Origin of the sequence: Mesoflavibacter sp. CH_XMU1404-2 (assembly GCF_037029465.1) — a bacterium.
Lineage (GTDB): Bacteria > Bacteroidota > Bacteroidia > Flavobacteriales > Flavobacteriaceae > Mesoflavibacter.
The window spans coordinates 215,362-234,511 of record NZ_JAYMEM010000005.1 but is presented as its reverse complement, the minus strand read 5'-3'; the positions used below and the strand labels follow the sequence as shown (position 1 = coordinate 234,511).

Sequence of the window (19,150 nt, the reverse complement as noted above, 5' to 3'; positions counted from 1 at the left end):
ACAAAAACATGTTTAAAAAATTTATAAAAAGACCCGTTTTGGCAATTGTCATTTCGGTAATCATAGTATTTATTGGTGGTCTTGCTATAAAGCAATTACCCATCTCTCAATTCCCGCAAATTGCACCAACAACAGTCAATATCTTTATTGCTTATCCTGGTTCAAGCTCAGAGGTATTGGTAAATTCAACATTAATTCCTTTAGAAACCGCCATAAACGGCGTACAAGGTATGCGTTATATTGCGTCTGATGCTACTAGTGCTGGTGAAGCAACCGTTAGAGTGATTTTTGAACCCGGAACCGATCCCAACCAAGCAGTTGTTAGGGTAAAAACGCGTGTAGACCAAGTAATGCCGCTTTTACCCGAATTGGTACAGCGTGAAGGTGTTGTTATTACACCTATTCAGCCTAGTATGTTAATGTACGTTAACTTGTCTAGTACCGATAAAAATAATGACGAAAAGTTCCTGTACAACTACGCTTACACTAAGATAATTCCAGAAATACAGCGTATTAATGGTATTGCCAGTGCTCAAATTTTAGGTAGTAGAAAATATGCTATGCGTGTTTGGTTAAAACCAGATCGTATGCGTGCTTATAATATTTCTGCAGAAGAAGTTTTAGAAGCAATGGAAGAACAAAGTATTCTGGCTAGACCTGGTCGGTTAGGTCGTAGTTCGGGTATGACGTCGCAAGCGTTAGAATATGTGTTAACCTATCAAAACAGGTATAACGAGCCAGAGCAGTATAAAGAAATTATCATTCGTGCCAACAAAGAAGGTGAAATTATCAAACTAGCCGATATTGCTGATGTAAAATTAGGTAGCGAATTCTTTGATATTTATTCCAACTTAGACGGAAAACCTTCAGCCTCTATCGTTTTAAAACAAACTTTTGGTAGTAATGGTAGTGATGTGATTAAAGCTGTAAAAGAGAAATTAGCCGAACTAGAGCAAGATTTACCACCAGATGTAGATTTTCAAATTAGTTATGACGTCTCAAATTTCTTAAATGCGTCTATAGACCAAGTACTACACACGTTACGCGATGCCTTTATACTTGTAGCTATCGTAGTATTCTTATTTTTAGGAGATTGGCGTTCAACTTTAATTCCAATTATTGCAGTTCCGGTATCGTTAATTGGAGCCTTCTTTGTGATGCAACTATTTGGTTTATCCATTAACCTTATTACCCTATTTGCATTAGTATTAGCTATTGGTATTGTGGTAGATAACGCTATTGTCGTTGTAGAAGCAGTACACGTAAAAATGGAAGAAGAACATCTTACACCATATAAAGCTTCTGCAGAAGTTTTAGGCGAAATTGGTGGTGCCATCATCGCTATTACTTTAGTAATGGTGTCGGTATTTATTCCTATTTCTTTTATGACTGGTCCTGTTGGTGTATTCTATCGTCAGTTTTCTATAACTATGGCTGGTTCTATTGTTATTTCTGCAATTGTAGCCTTAACATTAACTCCTGTTTTATGTGCGATGTTGCTAAAAAACAACCACGGAAAAACAAAAAAATCGCCAATAGACCGATTTATAAATTGGTTTAATAATGGTTTTGAAAAAATTACAGGAAAGTATGTTCAAATATTAAACAAAATTGTTGCTCGACGTATTGTAACCTTCGGAATTTTAGCAGCATTCTGCGCCGGTATTTTCTTTACCAACAAAGTATTACCAGCAGGTTTTATTCCTAACGAAGACCAAGGAATGATTTACGCCATCATACAAACACCACCTGGTGCAACTTTAGAGCGTACCAATGATGTAGCGAGAAAACTTCAAAAGATTTGTGAAGAAACTGAAGGTGTAGAATCTGTATCATCGCTTGCTGGTTATGAAATTATGACCGAAGGACGTGGATCTAACGCAGGTACATGTTTAATCAACCTAAAACCTTGGTCAGAGCGTCATCATTCCGTGCATGAAATAATGGAAGAATTAGAAGAAGAAACCAAAGACCTTGGTGCAGTAATAGAATATTTTGAGCCACCAGCTGTACCAGGTTTTGGTTCTTCAGGTGGATTTGCCATGCGTTTATTAGACAAAACAAACTCAACAGATTATCATGAGTTTGAACGTATCAATAATAACTTTATGGAAGCCTTATCAAAAAGAAAAGAGCTTACAGGTTTATTTACGTTTTTCTCTGCAAACTATCCGCAATATGAGTTAAAAATCAACAACAAAATCGCGATGCAAAAAGGTGTATCCATAAGTAAAGCTATGGAAAACCTAAACATCTTAATTGGTAGTACGTACGAGCAAGGATTTATTCGTTTTGGTCGTTTCTTTAAAGTGTACACGCAAGCTGGACCTGAGTACCGTAGATTACCTTCAGATTTAGAAAAGCTTTTTGTAAAAAATGAAGAAGGCGAAATGGTACCATACTCTGCATTTATGACCATTGAGAAAAAGTTAGGACCAAACGAAATTACACGTTACAACCTATACAACTCTGCATCAATTAGAGGTTTACCTTCAAAAGGATTTACTAGTGGAGATGCCATTAACGCCATAAAGGAAGTAGCCGCAAAAGAGTTACCAAGAGGTTACGATATTGCTTGGGAAGGATTATCGTTTGATGAAGCCAATCGAGGTAACGAGTCTATCTACATTTTTATCGTAGTATTAGTATTTGTGTACTTTGTTTTAGCTGCTCAATACGAAAGTTTCTTACTACCATTAGCGGTAATTTTATCGCTTCCTGTTGGTGTGTTTGGATCCTTTATTTTATTAAAAGCAATGGGATTAGCCAATGATGTTTACGCACAAATTGGTGTGATTATGCTTGTTGGTTTATTAGGTAAAAATGCCGTATTAATTGTTGAATTTGCAGTACAAAAACACAGGCAAGGTGCAACGGTTTTAGAAGCAGCAATCGAAGGATCTAAAGCACGTTTTAGACCTATTTTAATGACATCATTAGCCTTTATTGCAGGTTTAATTCCGTTAGTAGTTGCCACAGGCGCAGGTGCAATTGGTAACAGAACCATTGGTGGATCATCACTTGGTGGTATGTTAATCGGTACTATTTTCGGGGTACTTATTATTCCTGGTTTATACTACTTCTTTGCTAAAATGGCTGATGGAAAAAGTCTTATTAAAGATGAAGACAACGAGCCGCTTTCTGAAGAGTTTATCAGAAATAGCGAAGCAGAAAACCAAACAAACGTCAATACACTTAGTATTACAAAGTTGAAAAAACTGATTAAAAAACTAAGAAAAAATAATACTGATGAATAATTTAAAATCTCATATAAAAATTAGTAAACGCTTTTGGGTTGGCGCATTAACAGTAATAACACTGTATTCTTGTGTACCTTCTAAAAACATAAGAGAAGCTAATACTAATATACCAGAACAGTTTAAAAACGTATCAACAGATACCGTAAATACAGCAACAGTAAAGTGGAAAGATTTCTTTTCAGACCCTAATTTGATTGCGCTTATCGATAGTGCGTTAACCAACAATCAGGAGCTTAACATAATGCTTCAAAAAGTTGGAATGGCAGAAAACAACATCAAAGCAAAAAAAGGAGAATATCTACCTTTTGTTGGTGTTTATGCTGGTGCAGATGTTGATAAAGTTGGCGAATTTACCCGAAATGGTGCTGTTGAAAAAAATCTAACAATTACTGAAGAAGAAGAATTTCCAGAACCATTAACCAATTTTCAAGTTGGATTAAGTGCTTCTTGGGAACTTGACGTTTGGAAAAAACTTAGAAACGAGAAAAAAGCAGCGGTTTTAGAATATTTAGCTTCAGTAGAAGGTAAAAATTTTATGATAACTCAGTTAGTTTCAGAAATTGCAAGTGCTTATTATGAGCTTTTAGCTTTAGATAATCAATTAACCATCATTCAGCAAAATTTAGAAATTCAGCAGAATGCGTTAAAGATGATTAAACTTCAAAAAGAAGCAGCAAGAGCTACAGAATTGGCAGTAAAACGTTTTGAAGCCGATGTGTATAAAAACCAAAGCAATAAGTTTCAAATTGAACAAAAAATTGTAGAAACCGAAAATCTGATAAACTTTTTGGTAGGTCGTTATCCACAACCCGTAAAACGTCATTCAGAAGCATTTTTAGAACGAAAAATAGACACTATTTTTACTGGTATCCCATCACAATTATTAACCAATCGCCCAGATATTAAACAGGCAGAACTTGAGCTTTCAGCTTCAAAATTAAACGTGAAAGTGGCTAGAGCTAATTTTTACCCATCAATTGGCATCAAAGCTGGTGTTGGTTTAGAAGCATTTAAAACTAAATTTATAACCGAAACACCACAATCTTTAGCCTATAATTTAGTTGGAGATCTTGTTTCGCCATTAATAAACAGAAACGCTATAAAAGCAGAATATGCTAACGCAAACAACAAACAATTGCAAGCTGTTTTTGAATATGAAAAAACAATTTTAAATGCTTTTTTAGAAGTATCTAATCACCTATCTGAAGTTAAAAACCTCAACGAAAGCTACTTACTAAAAGAAAAACAAGTAGACGATTTAACAAAATCTATAGACCTTTCTATACAACTATTTAAATCTGCAAGAGCAGAATATACCGAAGTTTTGCAAACACAACGCGAAGCTTTAGACTCTAAAATAGAAATTGTAGAAACTAAAAGGGATCAATTATTAGCAAACGTTAAGTTGTACCAAGCCTTAGGTGGCGGATGGAATTAGTCCATTATTAGTAAGTGTAAAAACCGCTTAAAAATTATTTTGAGCGGTTTTTTTTATGCTATTTTTGCACCTATGCTAAACGTACAAAACCTAACATTTTCCTATAAAAAAACACCTGTTTTAAAAGATGTTTCTTTTAAAGTTAAAGCTGGTGAAAACCTTGCTATTATTGGCGAAAGTGGCTCAGGAAAAAGTACGTTATTAAATCTTATTTATGGCGAATTTGATTTAAACCAAGGACACATTTTTTGGAAAGACACCGAAATTTTAGGCCCAAAATATAACTTAGTGGTTGGTTACGAATTTATGAAGTATGTCCATCAAGAATTCGATTTAATGCCATACATAACCGTTGCCGAAAATATTGCAAAACATCTGTCTAGGTTTTATCCTGAAGAACGAGAAGAACGTACCAACGAACTATTAAACGTTGTAGAATTAGAAGCTTTTGCAAACGTAAAAGTAAAAACGCTATCTGGCGGACAAAAACAACGTGTAGCACTAGCTAGAGCATTAGCAAAACAACCCGAAATTATCTTATTGGATGAGCCTTTTAGCCACATAGATAATTTTAAAAAACAAAGCTTAAGACGTAATGTGTTTAAGTATTTAAAAGACAAAAATATTGCTTGTATTGTAGCAACACATGACAAAGAAGACGTATTGGGATTTGCCGATAATATGATTGTTTTAGAAGACCAAAAGATTTTAGAATATGGTAAACCTGAACAGCTATACACTAATCCTAAAACACCATTAATTGCTTCTTTTTTTGGAGAATTTAATGTTATTAATAATCAGATTATTTATTCTAATCAATTAAAAGTTGTTGAACATTCTGAATTAAAAGCAACAGTAATTACAAGTTATTTCAAAGGAAGCCACTATTTAATTGAAGCTAATTTAAATGGCGACAAAGTGTTTTATGAGCATCATACTTCAATAGAAAAAGGACAAGAGATTTACTTATCAATTTCGGAATAATTTTTAACCGATTGTTTTAGTTTCTTCAAAATGCGATCTCTTAATTTTTTTGGTTTTAAAACTTCAATACTATCACCAAAGCCTAAAATAAGGCGCTCTAATTCAAAATTATGCTGAACAAAAATATTGAAAATTGTTCCATCTTTTCTGGTTTCAATGGTTCGTTGTGATGGATGAAACGGTTTAGTAACCACATAAGGTGCATTTTTTTTATCAACCCAAAATTGAATACGTTGCGCTCTAGAGTTTGATACCGTAACGCCAACCACATCTTTATAAAAGTTATCACCTTCAATTTGTAAATCAACATAATCTACGTCGTCTTCAACATCAATGTTTATTATTCTATCTAAAGCCAAAGTGATCATTTTTTGTTTATGAGATGCCAATAAAAACCAGCGATTATTATATTCTTTTAACAACTGCGGATGCACTTGCATAACACTAGCTTTTCTAGCAGAAAATGATTGATAGGTCACACTAATCACTTTTTTAGATTGTATGGCATTATAGATTACATCAATAAATTCTAAACCCTTTAGCTGTTCGTTTTTATCTAAATGAATAATAGCGCGATTGTCCTTTTGCGATGCATAAACCGAATCTTCCAAACGCTGTAAAACGCCATCCATTTCTTTAAATAACGAGAAGTCTTTAAATTGCCTTAGCACTTGTATGGCTTCGTTCATCACCTTAATATCTTTGTCGGTTACCGGTATGTTAACAATGCTGTAATCTGGATCTTCGTATTTATAAAATTTACGATTGTAAACCACTATTGGCGCATTATAGCCTAATTTATCACTACGCATCATTTGTATATCTAATTGCACAGTACGTTTACTAACATCTACATCTTTACCTTCATACTCGTATAGCGCATCAGAACAAGCAGTAATTAAGTTTTCAAGTGTCCATTCTCGATAGTTATTTTGAAGACATTTATCAATGGTTTTATATCTAATTAATGCATTTTTATTTACAGCCATTTTAAGTGGAATTTTAACCTAAAATATTAACATTTAATTTAATGCGCAAAAAGATTGCGTATTAAAATGAAAACTTTGCTTCAAATATTAAAAAATGGAAACTTTAAAACGAAAAATATTTGATGTGTTAACTGGAAAAATCACAGTTTCAGAATTTGAAAATTGGTTATACAATTGCGAAGAAATCTTAGAAAATTTGGACTCTAATTCTTTTTATTTTGATGTAATTGAAGTCAATTATAAATCAAATAAGTGGAAACAATTATTAACAAATATTTTCAAAGAATATATAAGCGAAGAACAAATTGAAGTATTTAGGATTGAAAACATTTGTGAAAAGATAATAAGCAGCAAAACTTTTGATGAAACACATCTAATTTTAAAAGAAGAATTTAACGGTTTTAATTTTGATACAAATTTTTCAATACTATGGAAATTGTACTTTTTGTATGACATCTTTGATCTTGTAAAGGAAGGATTTGAACAAGAAGGAGAACTTGAAGCTGAAGCTAAGTTTTACGCCGAAGAAACGCTTAATATTTTTGAAAAATCTGATGATTTTGAGATATTAAAAATAATGTTAGAACAAGAATTACCTTCTTTTAAACCTATCAAAATTGAGTCTAAAAAAGTTATAAAACCAATAATCAAACCTAAAAAAATAACGCTAAAACAAAAAATTCTTGCTTTTTTCAAAAAAAGTTAATACTACGTATTAAGAGTTGTAATTTCTTGAAATTCAAAAAATAAATTTTGAAAATTGAAAAATAAATCTAAATCTTTGCATCGCAATTGACTAACAAACAGCAGTCAAAATATTTAAAATTAAAAATTAGAACACATGAGTTTATTTATAACATATCAACCAGAACCAAAAGGACTTTTACCTTTTGTGGTGCTTCGTGATTATTGTAGATAAACTTTTGTACATTCATACAAAATGAAAAATCCGAAGCAAATTTTTAACTGTTTCGGATTTTTTGTTTTTCAGCCATTAGCAAGTCTGCTAAAACATTTCCCCGAAACATTAAAATAAAAACAGAATGTCATGCTGAGCTTGACGAAGCATCTCATTTTAATTGATTAAAAAAATAACACTGAATTTAATTCAGAAAAACATAAAACAATGGACACGAATTTGTTAAACAACTACGTGCTTAAAGCTATAGATGCCTATCCATACGAATTAGAAGAAACCGTAGAAAACCTAAACTACGCTTTGTCTTACGAAAGTAACAACGCTTACGCTTTGTATTTAATGGGACAATTACAAGCAGAACAGTTAGGCGACTATGAAACAGCCAAGCACTATTTTGCAGAAGCTTTAGCTAATAAAATGGATTTTCATAAGGTGTATGATAAATACATTTTAGTATTAATCTGGAACGACGATTATCAAGAAGCTCAAAATTTAATAGACTTTGCGCTAACCGTTAAAGGCATAGATAAAGGATTAATCTGGTATTATCAAGGTATGCTTTTAGAGTATCAAACAGCATATAAAAAAGCCATAAAAGCATTAAAAACAGCAAAAGCATTTGGTTACAATAGAGATTTTATAAGTCATATAGATAATGAAACATCTAGGATTAAAGACAAAATAAAACCCAAAAAGAAAAAAGGCTCAAAGAAGAAAAAGAGCAAAAAAGACAAGAAAAAGAAGAAGAAAAAATAAATTTTTAAACTACGCAGAAACATTGCGCAATAGCGTAAAATATTTGCAGAGTAGATAACAAAAAGTCTTTTGGAGTCAGACTTTAAAAAAGCAGTGCTTCACCAGTCGCAGGAACTGGTGAAGCTTAATAAAAGTTCTTAAACATAACTGAGAGGATAACGATGGTTGGTTTACTCGCTTTGGAAGCGAGAGGTTGTAGGTTCGAATCCTATCTCTCAGACAAAAACAAGGAAGCATTGAGCAATTGGTTGGCTCGTCAGACTGTAAATCTGATTTCTTAAATGAACGTGTAGGTTCGAATCCTACTGCTTCCACATCAAGCAAGTCTTGTTAAGTGTTTCTGTATAGCACTATTGTATAAATCCTTGCAGTTTCGCATTAGGTTTTTAGGTTATTTGACCAAATAAATAATCCATCTATGTACACAGGTTCGAATCCTGTCTTCTCTAACGGGAAGTAGCTTAGCGGTTAAGCAATAGATTCAAATTGTAGGTTCGAATCCTACCAAGATCTAACGGTCTTGTGGCGGAATTGGTAAACGCGCTGTATTTAGGTTACAGTTTTGAAAATGGACTTTAATCCATCTTTTTTGATCAAGAAGGTCACTTGTAAAAATCGACCACCAGTGTTGCCATCACATAAAAAATGGCTCTAAAAAAACAAAGTAAAAGTGGACTGGCTCAAGCAAAAATTTGCTAAAGCAGTCTAGACAACACCTTGAAATACTAATGTATTTAAAGTCACTTTGGGTAATCTTTTAAAGATTCATTTTTAGACAAAATTGTTGAAATATTTTCAGTAAAGACTGTTTAAAAATCATCTACTAAACATTATCTAAAAAGATATAAAACCATAGTATTTCCGTAGTTAGAAAGATGGTTAACTTTTTTTTGTTTTAACTAAGAATAGATCATTTTCAGCTTATGCTTGAAAACCCTATTATAAATGTATAACCGTTCTGATTTAAAAAATAAAACCATCAGAACACAATAATTAGAAATCATGAAAAGAGTAAGAATTCATGCAGGTAACGTAGGTTTAGTATTTAAAAACGGTGATTACGCACGTGTAATTACACAAGGTAACCATTGGCTAGGTTTTAACGAAAGCGTTATAACATACAGCTTAACAACTGTTTTTAATGCGCCTAAAGCATTGGAAATCTTACTAGAAGACCAAGCTTTAGCCAACATGTTACACGTAGTAAACGTAGAAGATAACCAAATGGTTTTAGTCTACACAAACAACAACTTTAAACAAGTGTTAACGGCTGGTCAATACACATTTTGGAATACGTTAGTAGACTATAAATTTGTTACTGTAGATTTAAGTAAAATCGAAATCACAGAAAACATTAGCAAGTCTTTATATACCAATATGCAATTAAGACAATATATACGCTCTTTTGAAGTCGCAGCTTACGAAAAAGCCATTATGATTGTTGATGATAAGTTTGATAAAATCTTAGATCACGGTACGTACCATTTCTGGAGAAACAATCAAACAATAAAAATCGCAAAAGCAGATTTACGTCAGTTACAATTAGAAGTGTCAGGTCAAGAGTTGTTAACCAAAGACAAAGCAGCGGTGCGTATTAACTTTTACGCACAGTACAAAGTAATCGATATCGAAACCGCATTAATGCAAAATAAAGATTACGAAAAACAATTGTACACAAGCTTGCAATTAGCCTTAAGAGCTTATGTTGGTGCTTATACCTTAGACGAATTGTTAGAGCAAAAAGACCAAATAGCAAAAGCAGTTCTAGAAGACGTAAAAGCACAAGCCAGCAAGTTAGGCGTAAACGTATTACATGCTGGTATGCGAGATGTAATTTTACCTGGCGACATGAAAGACATCATGAACCAAGTATTAATCGCACAAAAAAAAGCACAAGCCAACGTTATTACAAGACGCGAAGAAACAGCCTCTACGCGTAGCTTGTTAAATACTGCAAAATTAATGGAAGACAACAGCATGTTGTTTAAATTAAAAGAAATGGAATACGTAGAGAAAATTGCCGATAAAATTGGCGAAATCACCGTAGCCGGAAACGGAAACGTGATCGAACAATTAAAGGATATTTTTTCAGTAAACAAGTGATTTTAGAATTCTCACAGGTTTTTATACCTGTGAGAATTAAAATAATTTCACTACGCAAAAACATTGCGCAACATACTATAATATTTGTAATGTCATTCAGAACGAAAGCAAAGAATCTTATTAAATAGAAAGATAAAAGTAAAAAACATTACCACTTACGTGGGAAATAAAACAATGGAAACAAACACAAAAATAACAGGAAAAGACTTAATCAATTTAGGTTACAGACAAGGCAAATGGATGAAAGACGCATTGTTTTACATTAACAAAAACCAATTACAAGGTGATGCTTTACAAAGTTATTTAGAGCAATACAAGTTACCAGATCCATTACCACTACATAGTAAACCTTTAGACTTTTCAATTAATATAAAAGCAGAAAACGAGTTAGAAGAAGATAACGTTTCTAAAGTTATTAACTCGATGCAAACCTTAATGAAAACACCAACTTTAGTCAATGGTGCTATTATGCCAGATGCTTGCCCAACGGGACCAGACGGAACCATTCCTGTTGGTGGTGTTGCAGTAGCAAAAAACGCTATTCATCCTGGTATGCATAGTGCAGATATTTGTTGCTCGGTGATGTTGACAGACTTTGGAAAAGCAGATCCTAAAGCCATTTTAGACGCAGCTCATGCCAATACACATTTTGGTCCTGGCGGACGCGATAGAAATACGCAATTTAGATTTCCGAAGGAATTATTGGAAGCATTTGAAAACAATGGCTTACTTAACGATAAACAAATGATCCAAGCCGCAAGAGCGCATTTAGGAACTCAAGGCGATGGTAATCATTTCTTGTTTGTTGGTACATCTAAAAAAACAGGAAACACTATGTTGGTAACGCATCACGGATCACGTGGTCCTGGTGCTAGATTATTTACTAAAGGGATGAAAATTGCCGAACGTTTTAGAAAAATCTTATCACCAGAAACTTTAAAACAAAATGCATGGATTCCTTTTGATACAGAAGAAGGAAAAGACTATTGGCAAGCGTTACAAACCATAAGACAATGGACAAAAGCCAATCATGAGGTAATTCATAATTCGGTTGCAGAAACTTTAGAAATCAACATTGAAAACCGTTACTGGAACGAGCATAACTTTGTATTTAAAGATGGCGATTTATTTTATCATGCTAAAGGTGCAACACCTTTGGATGCTAAGTTTATGCCAGATATTACAGGTCCACGATTAATCCCTTTAAACATGTCTGAACCAGTATTGATTGTTGAAGGTGCTACGACCAAAACCAATTTAGGTTTTGCACCGCATGGTGCTGGTAGAAACGTAAGCCGTACACAGCATAGAAACAGCAAAACGGGAAGTATTATGCAGATTTTTAAAGAAGAAACACGCGGATTAGATGTTCGGTTTTTCTCTAAAGAAATTGATATTACCGAGTTGCCAAGCGCATATAAAAATGCACAAACCGTTAGAAACCAAATGGATGAATACGGTTTAGGAAATGTCATTGACGAAGTACTACCTTACGGTTGTATTATGGCTGGCGATTGGCAAAAAAATGCACCTTGGCGTGTAAAAAGAGAGAAAAGAAGAAAAAATAAATCTTAGAAAGGAAAAAAGTGGACTGACTTATGTTGGTCTGCTTTTTATTTATAAAATCTTTGTGATTCTAAAGGACATATTTCTAAACACAACCTCATCACCAATCGATTTCCCTAAAAGTAATTGACCAATTGGTGTATTTGCAGAAATGGCGTAAAACGTTTCATTTTCAACCTTAAGTTCACCAGCACTAATGCTTATAAAGTAATTAGATTGTGAAGTAAAAACGACACTGCCTAAACCAATTTTTTTAGAGGTTGATTCGATATTAATTTTAGACAGAATTTGTTTTGTTTTTTCAATTTCGGCTAATTGATGTCCTGCTTTTTCACGTTCTAATTGCAACATGGCGCGTCCTGTTTCGTGCTTATCACCTGCACTACTTTTGGTTTCACTTTGCAGACTTTGTTTTATATCTTCAATAACCGCCAAAACATTTTGTAAACGCGTGTCTAAACTTTGGTTACAAAGTTCTAATAATTGGGTTTTAATGCTTCGGTTTTTCATCGTCTTTCTTAGGAAATTTTAATGGTCCATAAAAACTCATTTGTTTGATAATCCATTGTTTTCTGTTAGAAATATAAGGCGTTGCAGGTTGTGCTTTATATCGTCTAGGGTTAGGTAATATAGCTGCAATTGCTGTGGCTTGATTGATATTTAATCTTTTTGCCGAAGTCCCAAACCAATGCTTTGCTGCTGCTTCAGCACCGTAAACGCCATTACCCATTTCGATACTGTTAAGATACACTTCTAAAATTCGCTCTTTAGACCACAATTTTTCGATTAAAAAGGTAAAATACGTTTCTAAACCTTTGCGTAACCAACTTCTGTTTGGCCATAAAAACACATTTTTTGCAGTTTGTTGACTTATGGTACTTGCCCCTTTAATGCGTTTTGATTTTTTATTGTTTTCGTAAGCTTTTTCAATCGCTTCAATATCAAACCCATTATGGGTTAAAAACTTTTGATCTTCACTGCAAATCACAGCTTTTTGAAGGTGAATAGAAATATCTTCAATATTAATCCATTCATGTTTAAATGTTGAATTTTTCTCGGTATTTTCAAAAGAACGAATAGCCATTAATGGTGTGTAATATACTGGAACGTAACGATAAATTACAACCCATAGCACAGTTAAAATCACAAACCAAACACAACATTTAAGTAAAAACCGAAAGACTCTTTTCATTGCTTAATTTTGAGTTAATTCTGCTAATTCTTTACCAATTAAACTACCAATAGCCACGCCCATTCCGACAAGTCTAACACCACAAAACACTTTGTTAGACAGTTGTTTTACTATAGCCTTTTTTTGTTTACCAACACCCATAATTCCTGACCAACGATGGTCTATTTCAAAATTAGTATCTGGTAAAATGGTTGTTTTTAAAAGTGTTTCTAATTTGTTTTGAATGAGTTTTGTTTGGGCAAATTCGGTAGTTTCTTCAGTTTTAAAATCGAGGTTGCGTCCGCCACCAAAGAGGATACGATTATCAATATTTCTGAAATAATAATAGCCTTGATCTAAATGAAATGTACCTTGTATATGTAAGTTTTTTATGGGTTTTGTAATAAGTACTTGGGCACGTGCTGGCTTAACTTCTGGAATGTTCAATTGTGAAGCAAAACCGTTAGTGGCAATCATTAATTTTGAGGTTGAAAAATCGAACTGATTGGTTTTTACTTTAACTGAACCTTGATCTTCTGAAAAACTTTCAACAGTAATACTATTTAAAATTTTAATACCTTTAGATTGTACTTTTTGAAGAAGTGCTTCCATCATTTTTCCAGTATCTATTTGACCTTCATAAGCATTAAAAATGTATTGATTTTTGATGTTCTTAAAATTGAATGTGTTGTCTTTTATGCTGAACACATCAGCATTAAAAATTGGCTTTAATAGGTTGTTAATGTTGTCTTTTTCCGATAGGCAATTTTCAAATAAATCATCATTTTCAGTAAACAACTCGTAGCCACCAAAAGCTTGATAATTTATCGTTGAATCACCCAGAGTTTGACGTAGTAATTGTAAGCCTTCAACTCTTTTTTTTACTAATTCTATAACTTCTATTTCGGTATGTGTATTTAAATCGTCTAAGATTTCACTTAAACTACCAAAACAAGCAAATCCTGCATTTTTAGTGCTTGCGCCTTGAGGCAATAGCCCTTTTTCTAAAATTAGAATATTAGCTTTTGGATAAATTTCTTTTAAATACAAAGCGCAATTTAAACCAACAATACCACTGCCAACAATAGTGAAATCTAAGTTGGCTAACCATGATTTTATTTCCCAATAGCTAAAGTTCATTTAAAAACTAATATAAAAGAAAAACTCCGAAATTGCTTTCGGAGTTTTGTTATTATTTGAAAATTATTATTTATTCAACAATAATTTTTTTAGTGATTGTTTTACCTCCGTTATTAACTTTTAATAAGTACATTCCTGATTGTACACTTCCTAAGTTAATTGTCTCATTAAATTGTCCAGAAACATTGTAGTCTTGACTTAAAACAGCTCTTCCTCTAACATCATAAACCTCTAGCTTAACATCTTTAGCATTGTTAAATTTAATAGTAAACTGACCATTGTTTGGGTTAGGGAAAATACTTAATCCTGAAAGACTAAATTCTTCAGTGCTTAAGTTTGTTATTGTAGTTGAACATAAATCTATCGACCAACTATTAAGAGTACCTGTATCACCATTGTAAAAATCAGCCATAGCAATTTGCCAATCTCCTAATTGATCAAGACCATTAAAAACACTTAGTGGTGCTGCAGGAGCGTATGTTCCTTGTGTTGGTGTTGCACAGTTTATAGGAGCAGCATTATCATCAAAAGTAACATTTATATCACCATATTGGGTATCATTACAAGATCTAGCCCAAACATTAGTAAATTCAGATCCGTTTGGATCTGAAACCTGAATTACTAAATCTCCAATCCAAGAATGTGTTACATCTACGGACACTAAAATTTCATCTACATTACCTGGGTCAGGAATATTAATTGTATTAAAGATAGGAGCCCCTTGTGTGTTTGCTGCAGGACCATCAGGAATAGGTATGTTAACGTTTCCAGAACTATAAGTTATACATGTTGTATTAATTGAAGCATTGACTTGAATGTCTTCAGAGTTTATATTAAAAAATATATTTCCAGCACCTTCAACCATTACTCTAGAATAAGGACCAAAAACATTTGGTACTATAATATCATGAGAACCGTCATTTGGCACATTTGAAGCTAACACTGTATCAAAGTTTTGTCCGCCATCTGTAGATAATAAAATATTCACATTTGCTGTATCAACACCATTTGATGTTGTTCCTGCAACATTCCAAGTAATTGTTCGGGTCTCTCCTGTTAACCAAGTTATACCTTGTGTATTTTGAGATGTTACAACAAAAGGACCTGCAGCTGCATTCACGGTTGCTGTCATTGCATCTACAGCTGTTTGGCCACCGACTGGATCATTATCTCTAACTGTCAGTCTGTAGTTTATACTTCGATTAACAGAAGCAAGTTTTTCCCAAGTTGTAGATATACCTCCATTGGATAAAATATCCTCCATTCTAGGAATGTACCTTGTTGGGTTATCTGTACCCTCAAATGACCTTACTAAAGGTCCTGAAGTATTTGTTTCTTCGGGAAGTCCGGCTGCACCTAAATCATATTGCTCCCATGTGTATGTGTGTGAGTTTGTTCCATCAATATCCGTTGAACTACCTGTAAGTCTATACGGTGTTAATGCAGGAATAGTATAATTAGCTCCCGCATTTGCTGTAGGAGCAGAATTACCTGTTGCTGTTTGTGATGCACAAGTGCTATTTCCTACAGTGATATTTGCCCACATCATTTCTAAGCTTTTTTGATGAAAATATGCATCACTATTTAATTGCACATTTTGAGGAGCACAAATACCTGCATATGCCATTATTGTTGTTCCGCTCCCAGGCTCATATGCACTTGATGCTGTTCGGTTTGATCCAGAACAATTACCTGTACTACCATTAAAAGTATGAGTTGATCCATATTGGTGTCCCATTTCATGAGCAACATAATCTACATCATAAGGATCTCCTACTGGTGCGGGAGAACCTGTAATACCTCTAGCTTTATTACTCGTACAAGGAGAATTTAATTGCGCTAAACCTCCACCACCTGTAGAAAATGTATGACCAATATCATAATTAGAAAAACCAATATTTGAATCTATTACTGTTTGACTTTCATTAATTAATGCACCTGCATTATCATTAGAAAAGCTATCTGAATTTATAAAAATAATACTCTCATTATTAGCCACTAAAGTCATGGTCACAGATAAATCTCTTTCATAAATAAAATTATTGCGATTAATAGTAACAACCATAGCTGCTAGTACAGCTGCTTTTCTTGCAGCAACACTATCTCCTGCTGTCAAACCTGCTGCCGACCAATGAAATTGAGCATATTCAATTGTACAAGCTAAAGCTAATCTAAATTCTCTCATCATACCATCATTTGCATTAAACATAGTATTAACAGAAGAGCTTTTTCCTTCAATACTAACCTCATCATCTTCAAAATCACAAGTCCAAGCAGTATCTAATCTTGGTAAATCTTTTTTAGCATAAACTATATATTGACCTGCATCTTTAGTATACGGGTCTATAAACTCTAATCCTTTACCAGATACAAAGGACATTGTATGAAGTCCTTGAGGCGTTATACTAAATCTCATTGTGTTAGTAGGGTTATCTATACTTTTACCTACGTAGGTTCTAATATTAGAATATTTTTGTTGAAGTGTTTCTTCCATTACAGAAGCCTCCATTACGCTGTAAGTTTCGAATGTATTATCTGAAGTAGGAAAAGAGACTAACTTTTCAGATGCATTAATATCATTCTTTCTATTTGGCGCATCAACTAAATAGGTTTTTAAAGCCTCTAAATTTAATTTATAAAACTGGGCTTTGGTTGGTTCTGTTTTTCTAAAGTTTAATTGCTTACGAGAAGCATTTTCTTTAGAAGACTCAGTCCAAAAGGAACGACCTTCTTGAGCAAAGATATTTAATGTAAATATCATTAAAACAGCAATTAAGATGTTTTTAAAGTAGTTTTTTCTCATAATTTTTTTAGTTAATTTATTAATTTGTTAAAATTATGAGTATCTTTCTTTTAATCCAAGAAAAGAACGTTAAATATTATATACTTAAAGTGAATAAATTTTCCCTAATCTTTATAGTTCTAATAGCCTGTAAAACTGGTAACACCTCTTCTAAAAGTGAGCTTTTAAATAACGGCAACTTATTTGAATGTCCAAAAGATGGAATTTGTACCATTGATATATTAAAAAACAAACTAATAAAATTAAAAAAAGATAAGTTTGATAAACCTTACATAGACTTAGAAGAAAGTTCTACTACAAATTTATTAAAATTCAGTTATAAAAGACATCCTATTAAAGATGTTGCAGACAGTAACTATGAAGAAGTTATTTATATTGAAATTAAAAAAAACGAAGAAAATATCTCTCTTAAAAACGAAGAGTTATCAACCGTAAATGCAATTTTTGGACGATTGTGTTTTTGTAGAGGAAGTTCTGGTTACTTCCCTATTCAAGAAGGAAATTTAAATGTTAAAAAGGTTTCAAAAAACACTTATAAAATTGATTTTAGTTTTAAAATAAACGAAGTCCCACAAGTAATAACATTTTTTAGTGACACTTTTAACTTATAAAAAAAGCGACTTAAAATAAGTCGCTTTTCTTTTAATCTTCTTTTGGTTTTTCCATTTTGAAGTCTTCCATAAATTTAGTGGTATAATTACCAGATAAATAATCTGGGTGATCCATTAATTGTCTATGGAATGGAATAGTTGTTTTAATTCCTTCTATGACAAACTCATCTAAGGCACGTTTCATTTTATTAATTGCCTCTTCACGTGTTTGTGCAGTGGTAATTAACTTTGCTATCATAGAATCGTAGTTTGGCGGAATACTATAACCAGCATATACATGTGTATCTAAACGTACACCGTGTCCTCCTGGAGCATGAAGCGTAGTGATTTTTCCTGGTGAAGGTCTAAAATCATTATAAGGATCTTCTGCATTAATACGACACTCAATAGAATGTAAATTAGGTGTATAGTTTTTACCAGAGATTGGCACACCTGCTGCAACTAATATTTGCTCACGGATTAAGTCAAAATCTATTACTTGTTCCGTAATAGGATGTTCTACTTGTATACGGGTATTCATCTCCATAAAGTAGAAATTTCTATGTTTATCTACAAGAAATTCTACAGTTCCAGCTCCTTCATATTTAATAAATTCTGCTGCTTTAACTGCTGCATCACCCATTTTTTTACGTAAAGCGTCTGTCATAAATGGAGAAGGCACTTCTTCTGTTAACTTTTGGTGACGACGTTGTACAGAGCAATCTCTTTCTGATAAGTGACACGCTTTACCTGTACTATCTCCTACAACTTGTATTTCGATATGTCTTGGCTCTTCGATAAGCTTTTCCATATACATATCGTCATTTCCAAATGCAGCTTTAGATTCTTGTCTAGCTGAGTCCCAAGCATCTTTTAAGTTTTCTTCTTTCCAAACGGCGCGCATTCCTTTTCCTCCTCCACCTGCAGAAGCTTTTAGCATAACAGGATAACCTGTTTCTTTTGCTATTTTTTTACACTCTTCAAAGCTTTCGATAATACCATCACTACCAGGTACACAAGGTACTCCTGCTGCTTTCATTGTCGCTTTTGCAGAAGCTTTGTCTCCCATTTTATTAATCATTTCTTCAGAAGCACCAATAAATTTAATATCGTGTTCTTCACAAATTTTAGAAAATTTTGCGTTCTCTGAAAGGAAACCGTATCCTGGATGTATAGCGTCTGCATTTGTAATTTCTGCAGCAGCTATAATATTTGACATTTTAAGATAAGACTCACTACTTGGTGCTGGTCCTATACAAACAGCTTCGTCAGCAAACTTAACGTGTAAGCTATCTTCATCTGCTTTAGAATATACAGCAACAGTTTTTATGCCCATTTCTTTACAGGTTCTTATAACACGTAGTGCTATTTCACCTCTATTGGCAACTAATATTTTTTTAAACATCTTTATTGAATTAGATAATTAGACAA

At 33.2% G+C, this 19,150-nt stretch carries 14 protein-coding genes and 2 tRNA genes; 10 read left to right on the top strand and 6 right to left on the bottom strand.

Annotated elements, in window-relative coordinates:
- Nucleotides 1-8 precede the first annotated feature (8 nt).
- From WA327_RS04445 to WA327_RS04435, 3 genes are all read left to right on the top strand, one after another.
- Nucleotides 9-3,257: an efflux RND transporter permease subunit gene (locus tag WA327_RS04445; protein WP_336066904.1), complete on the top strand. Its 3,249-nt coding sequence runs from the start codon at nt 9-11 to the stop codon at nt 3,255-3,257.
- On the top strand, nt 3,250-4,698 hold the full coding sequence (locus tag WA327_RS04440; RefSeq protein ID WP_336066902.1) for a TolC family protein: 1,449 nt from the start codon (nt 3,250-3,252) through the stop codon (nt 4,696-4,698). The genes WA327_RS04445 and WA327_RS04440 overlap by 8 nt, the downstream gene beginning before the upstream one ends.
- A 72-nt stretch (nt 4,699-4,770) precedes the next feature.
- Complete coding sequence (locus WA327_RS04435) at nt 4,771-5,682, top strand: ABC transporter ATP-binding protein (protein WP_336066972.1); 912 nt, start codon at nt 4,771-4,773, stop codon at nt 5,680-5,682.
- Here the strand turns inward: WA327_RS04435 and WA327_RS04430 are convergent.
- Complete coding sequence (locus WA327_RS04430) at nt 5,661-6,671, bottom strand: WYL domain-containing protein (RefSeq protein ID WP_336066900.1); 1,011 nt, start codon at nt 6,669-6,671, stop codon at nt 5,661-5,663. The two genes, WA327_RS04435 and WA327_RS04430, sit on opposite strands and share 22 nt — an antisense overlap.
- A 94-nt stretch (nt 6,672-6,765) precedes the next feature.
- Here WA327_RS04430 and WA327_RS04425 point away from each other — a divergent pair, with 94 nt between their 5' ends.
- The 6 genes from WA327_RS04425 (at nt 6,766) to WA327_RS04400 (ending at nt 12,024) form a co-directional block, all read left to right on the top strand.
- Nucleotides 6,766-7,377, top strand: coding sequence for a hypothetical protein (locus tag WA327_RS04425; protein ID WP_336066898.1), 612 nt, complete (start codon nt 6,766-6,768; stop codon nt 7,375-7,377).
- A 420-nt stretch (nt 7,378-7,797) separates the two neighbouring features.
- Entirely contained in the window at nt 7,798-8,346 is a 549-nt protein-coding gene (locus WA327_RS04420) for a hypothetical protein (RefSeq protein ID WP_336066896.1), read from the top strand.
- A 147-nt stretch (nt 8,347-8,493) separates the two neighbouring features.
- Nucleotides 8,494-8,566: transfer RNA gene (locus WA327_RS04415), tRNA-Pro, on the top strand.
- Between the two features lie 9 nt (nt 8,567-8,575).
- Nucleotides 8,576-8,660: transfer RNA gene (locus tag WA327_RS04410), tRNA-Tyr, on the top strand.
- Between the two features lie 688 nt (nt 8,661-9,348).
- Entirely contained in the window at nt 9,349-10,449 is a 1,101-nt protein-coding gene (locus tag WA327_RS04405) for a slipin family protein (protein ID WP_336066894.1), read from the top strand.
- 174 nt (nt 10,450-10,623) lie between these two features.
- Nucleotides 10,624-12,024, top strand: a complete 1,401-nt coding sequence (locus tag WA327_RS04400; protein WP_336066892.1) for an RtcB family protein — start codon at nt 10,624-10,626, stop codon at nt 12,022-12,024.
- A 42-nt stretch (nt 12,025-12,066) separates the two neighbouring features.
- Here the strand turns inward: WA327_RS04400 and WA327_RS04395 are convergent, their stop codons facing one another.
- From WA327_RS04395 to WA327_RS04380, 4 genes are all read right to left on the bottom strand, one after another.
- The gene (locus WA327_RS04395; RefSeq protein ID WP_336066890.1) at nt 12,067-12,525 is read right to left on the bottom strand and encodes a 3-oxoacyl-ACP synthase; all 459 of its coding nucleotides are present in this window, start codon (nt 12,523-12,525) and stop codon (nt 12,067-12,069) included.
- A complete protein-coding gene (gene mtgA / locus WA327_RS04390) occupies nt 12,506-13,207 on the bottom strand; it encodes a monofunctional biosynthetic peptidoglycan transglycosylase (protein WP_336066888.1) in 702 nt (233 codons plus the stop codon). Before mtgA ends, WA327_RS04395 begins: the two co-directional genes overlap by 20 nt.
- Nucleotides 13,208-13,210: 3 nt before the next feature.
- Entirely contained in the window at nt 13,211-14,326 is a 1,116-nt protein-coding gene (locus WA327_RS04385) for an FAD-dependent oxidoreductase (RefSeq protein ID WP_336066886.1), read from the bottom strand.
- 70 nt (nt 14,327-14,396) lie between these two features.
- Nucleotides 14,397-17,129, bottom strand: a complete 2,733-nt coding sequence (locus WA327_RS04380; RefSeq protein ID WP_336066885.1) for a reprolysin-like metallopeptidase — start codon at nt 17,127-17,129, stop codon at nt 14,397-14,399.
- A gap of 35 nt (nt 17,130-17,164) precedes the next feature.
- On the opposite strand from WA327_RS04380, the gene WA327_RS04375 reads away from it, so the two are divergent.
- Nucleotides 17,165-17,740 carry a hypothetical protein gene (locus tag WA327_RS04375; protein WP_336066884.1) on the top strand — a complete coding sequence of 192 codons (576 nt, stop codon included), beginning with the start codon at nt 17,165-17,167 and terminating at the stop codon, nt 17,738-17,740.
- Nucleotides 17,741-17,771: 31 nt separating this feature from the next.
- Here WA327_RS04375 and accC read toward each other — a convergent pair whose 3' ends face one another.
- Nucleotides 17,772-19,124, bottom strand: coding sequence for an acetyl-CoA carboxylase biotin carboxylase subunit (gene accC, locus WA327_RS04370; protein WP_336066882.1), 1,353 nt, complete (start codon nt 19,122-19,124; stop codon nt 17,772-17,774).
- Nucleotides 19,125-19,150 lie beyond the last annotated feature (26 nt).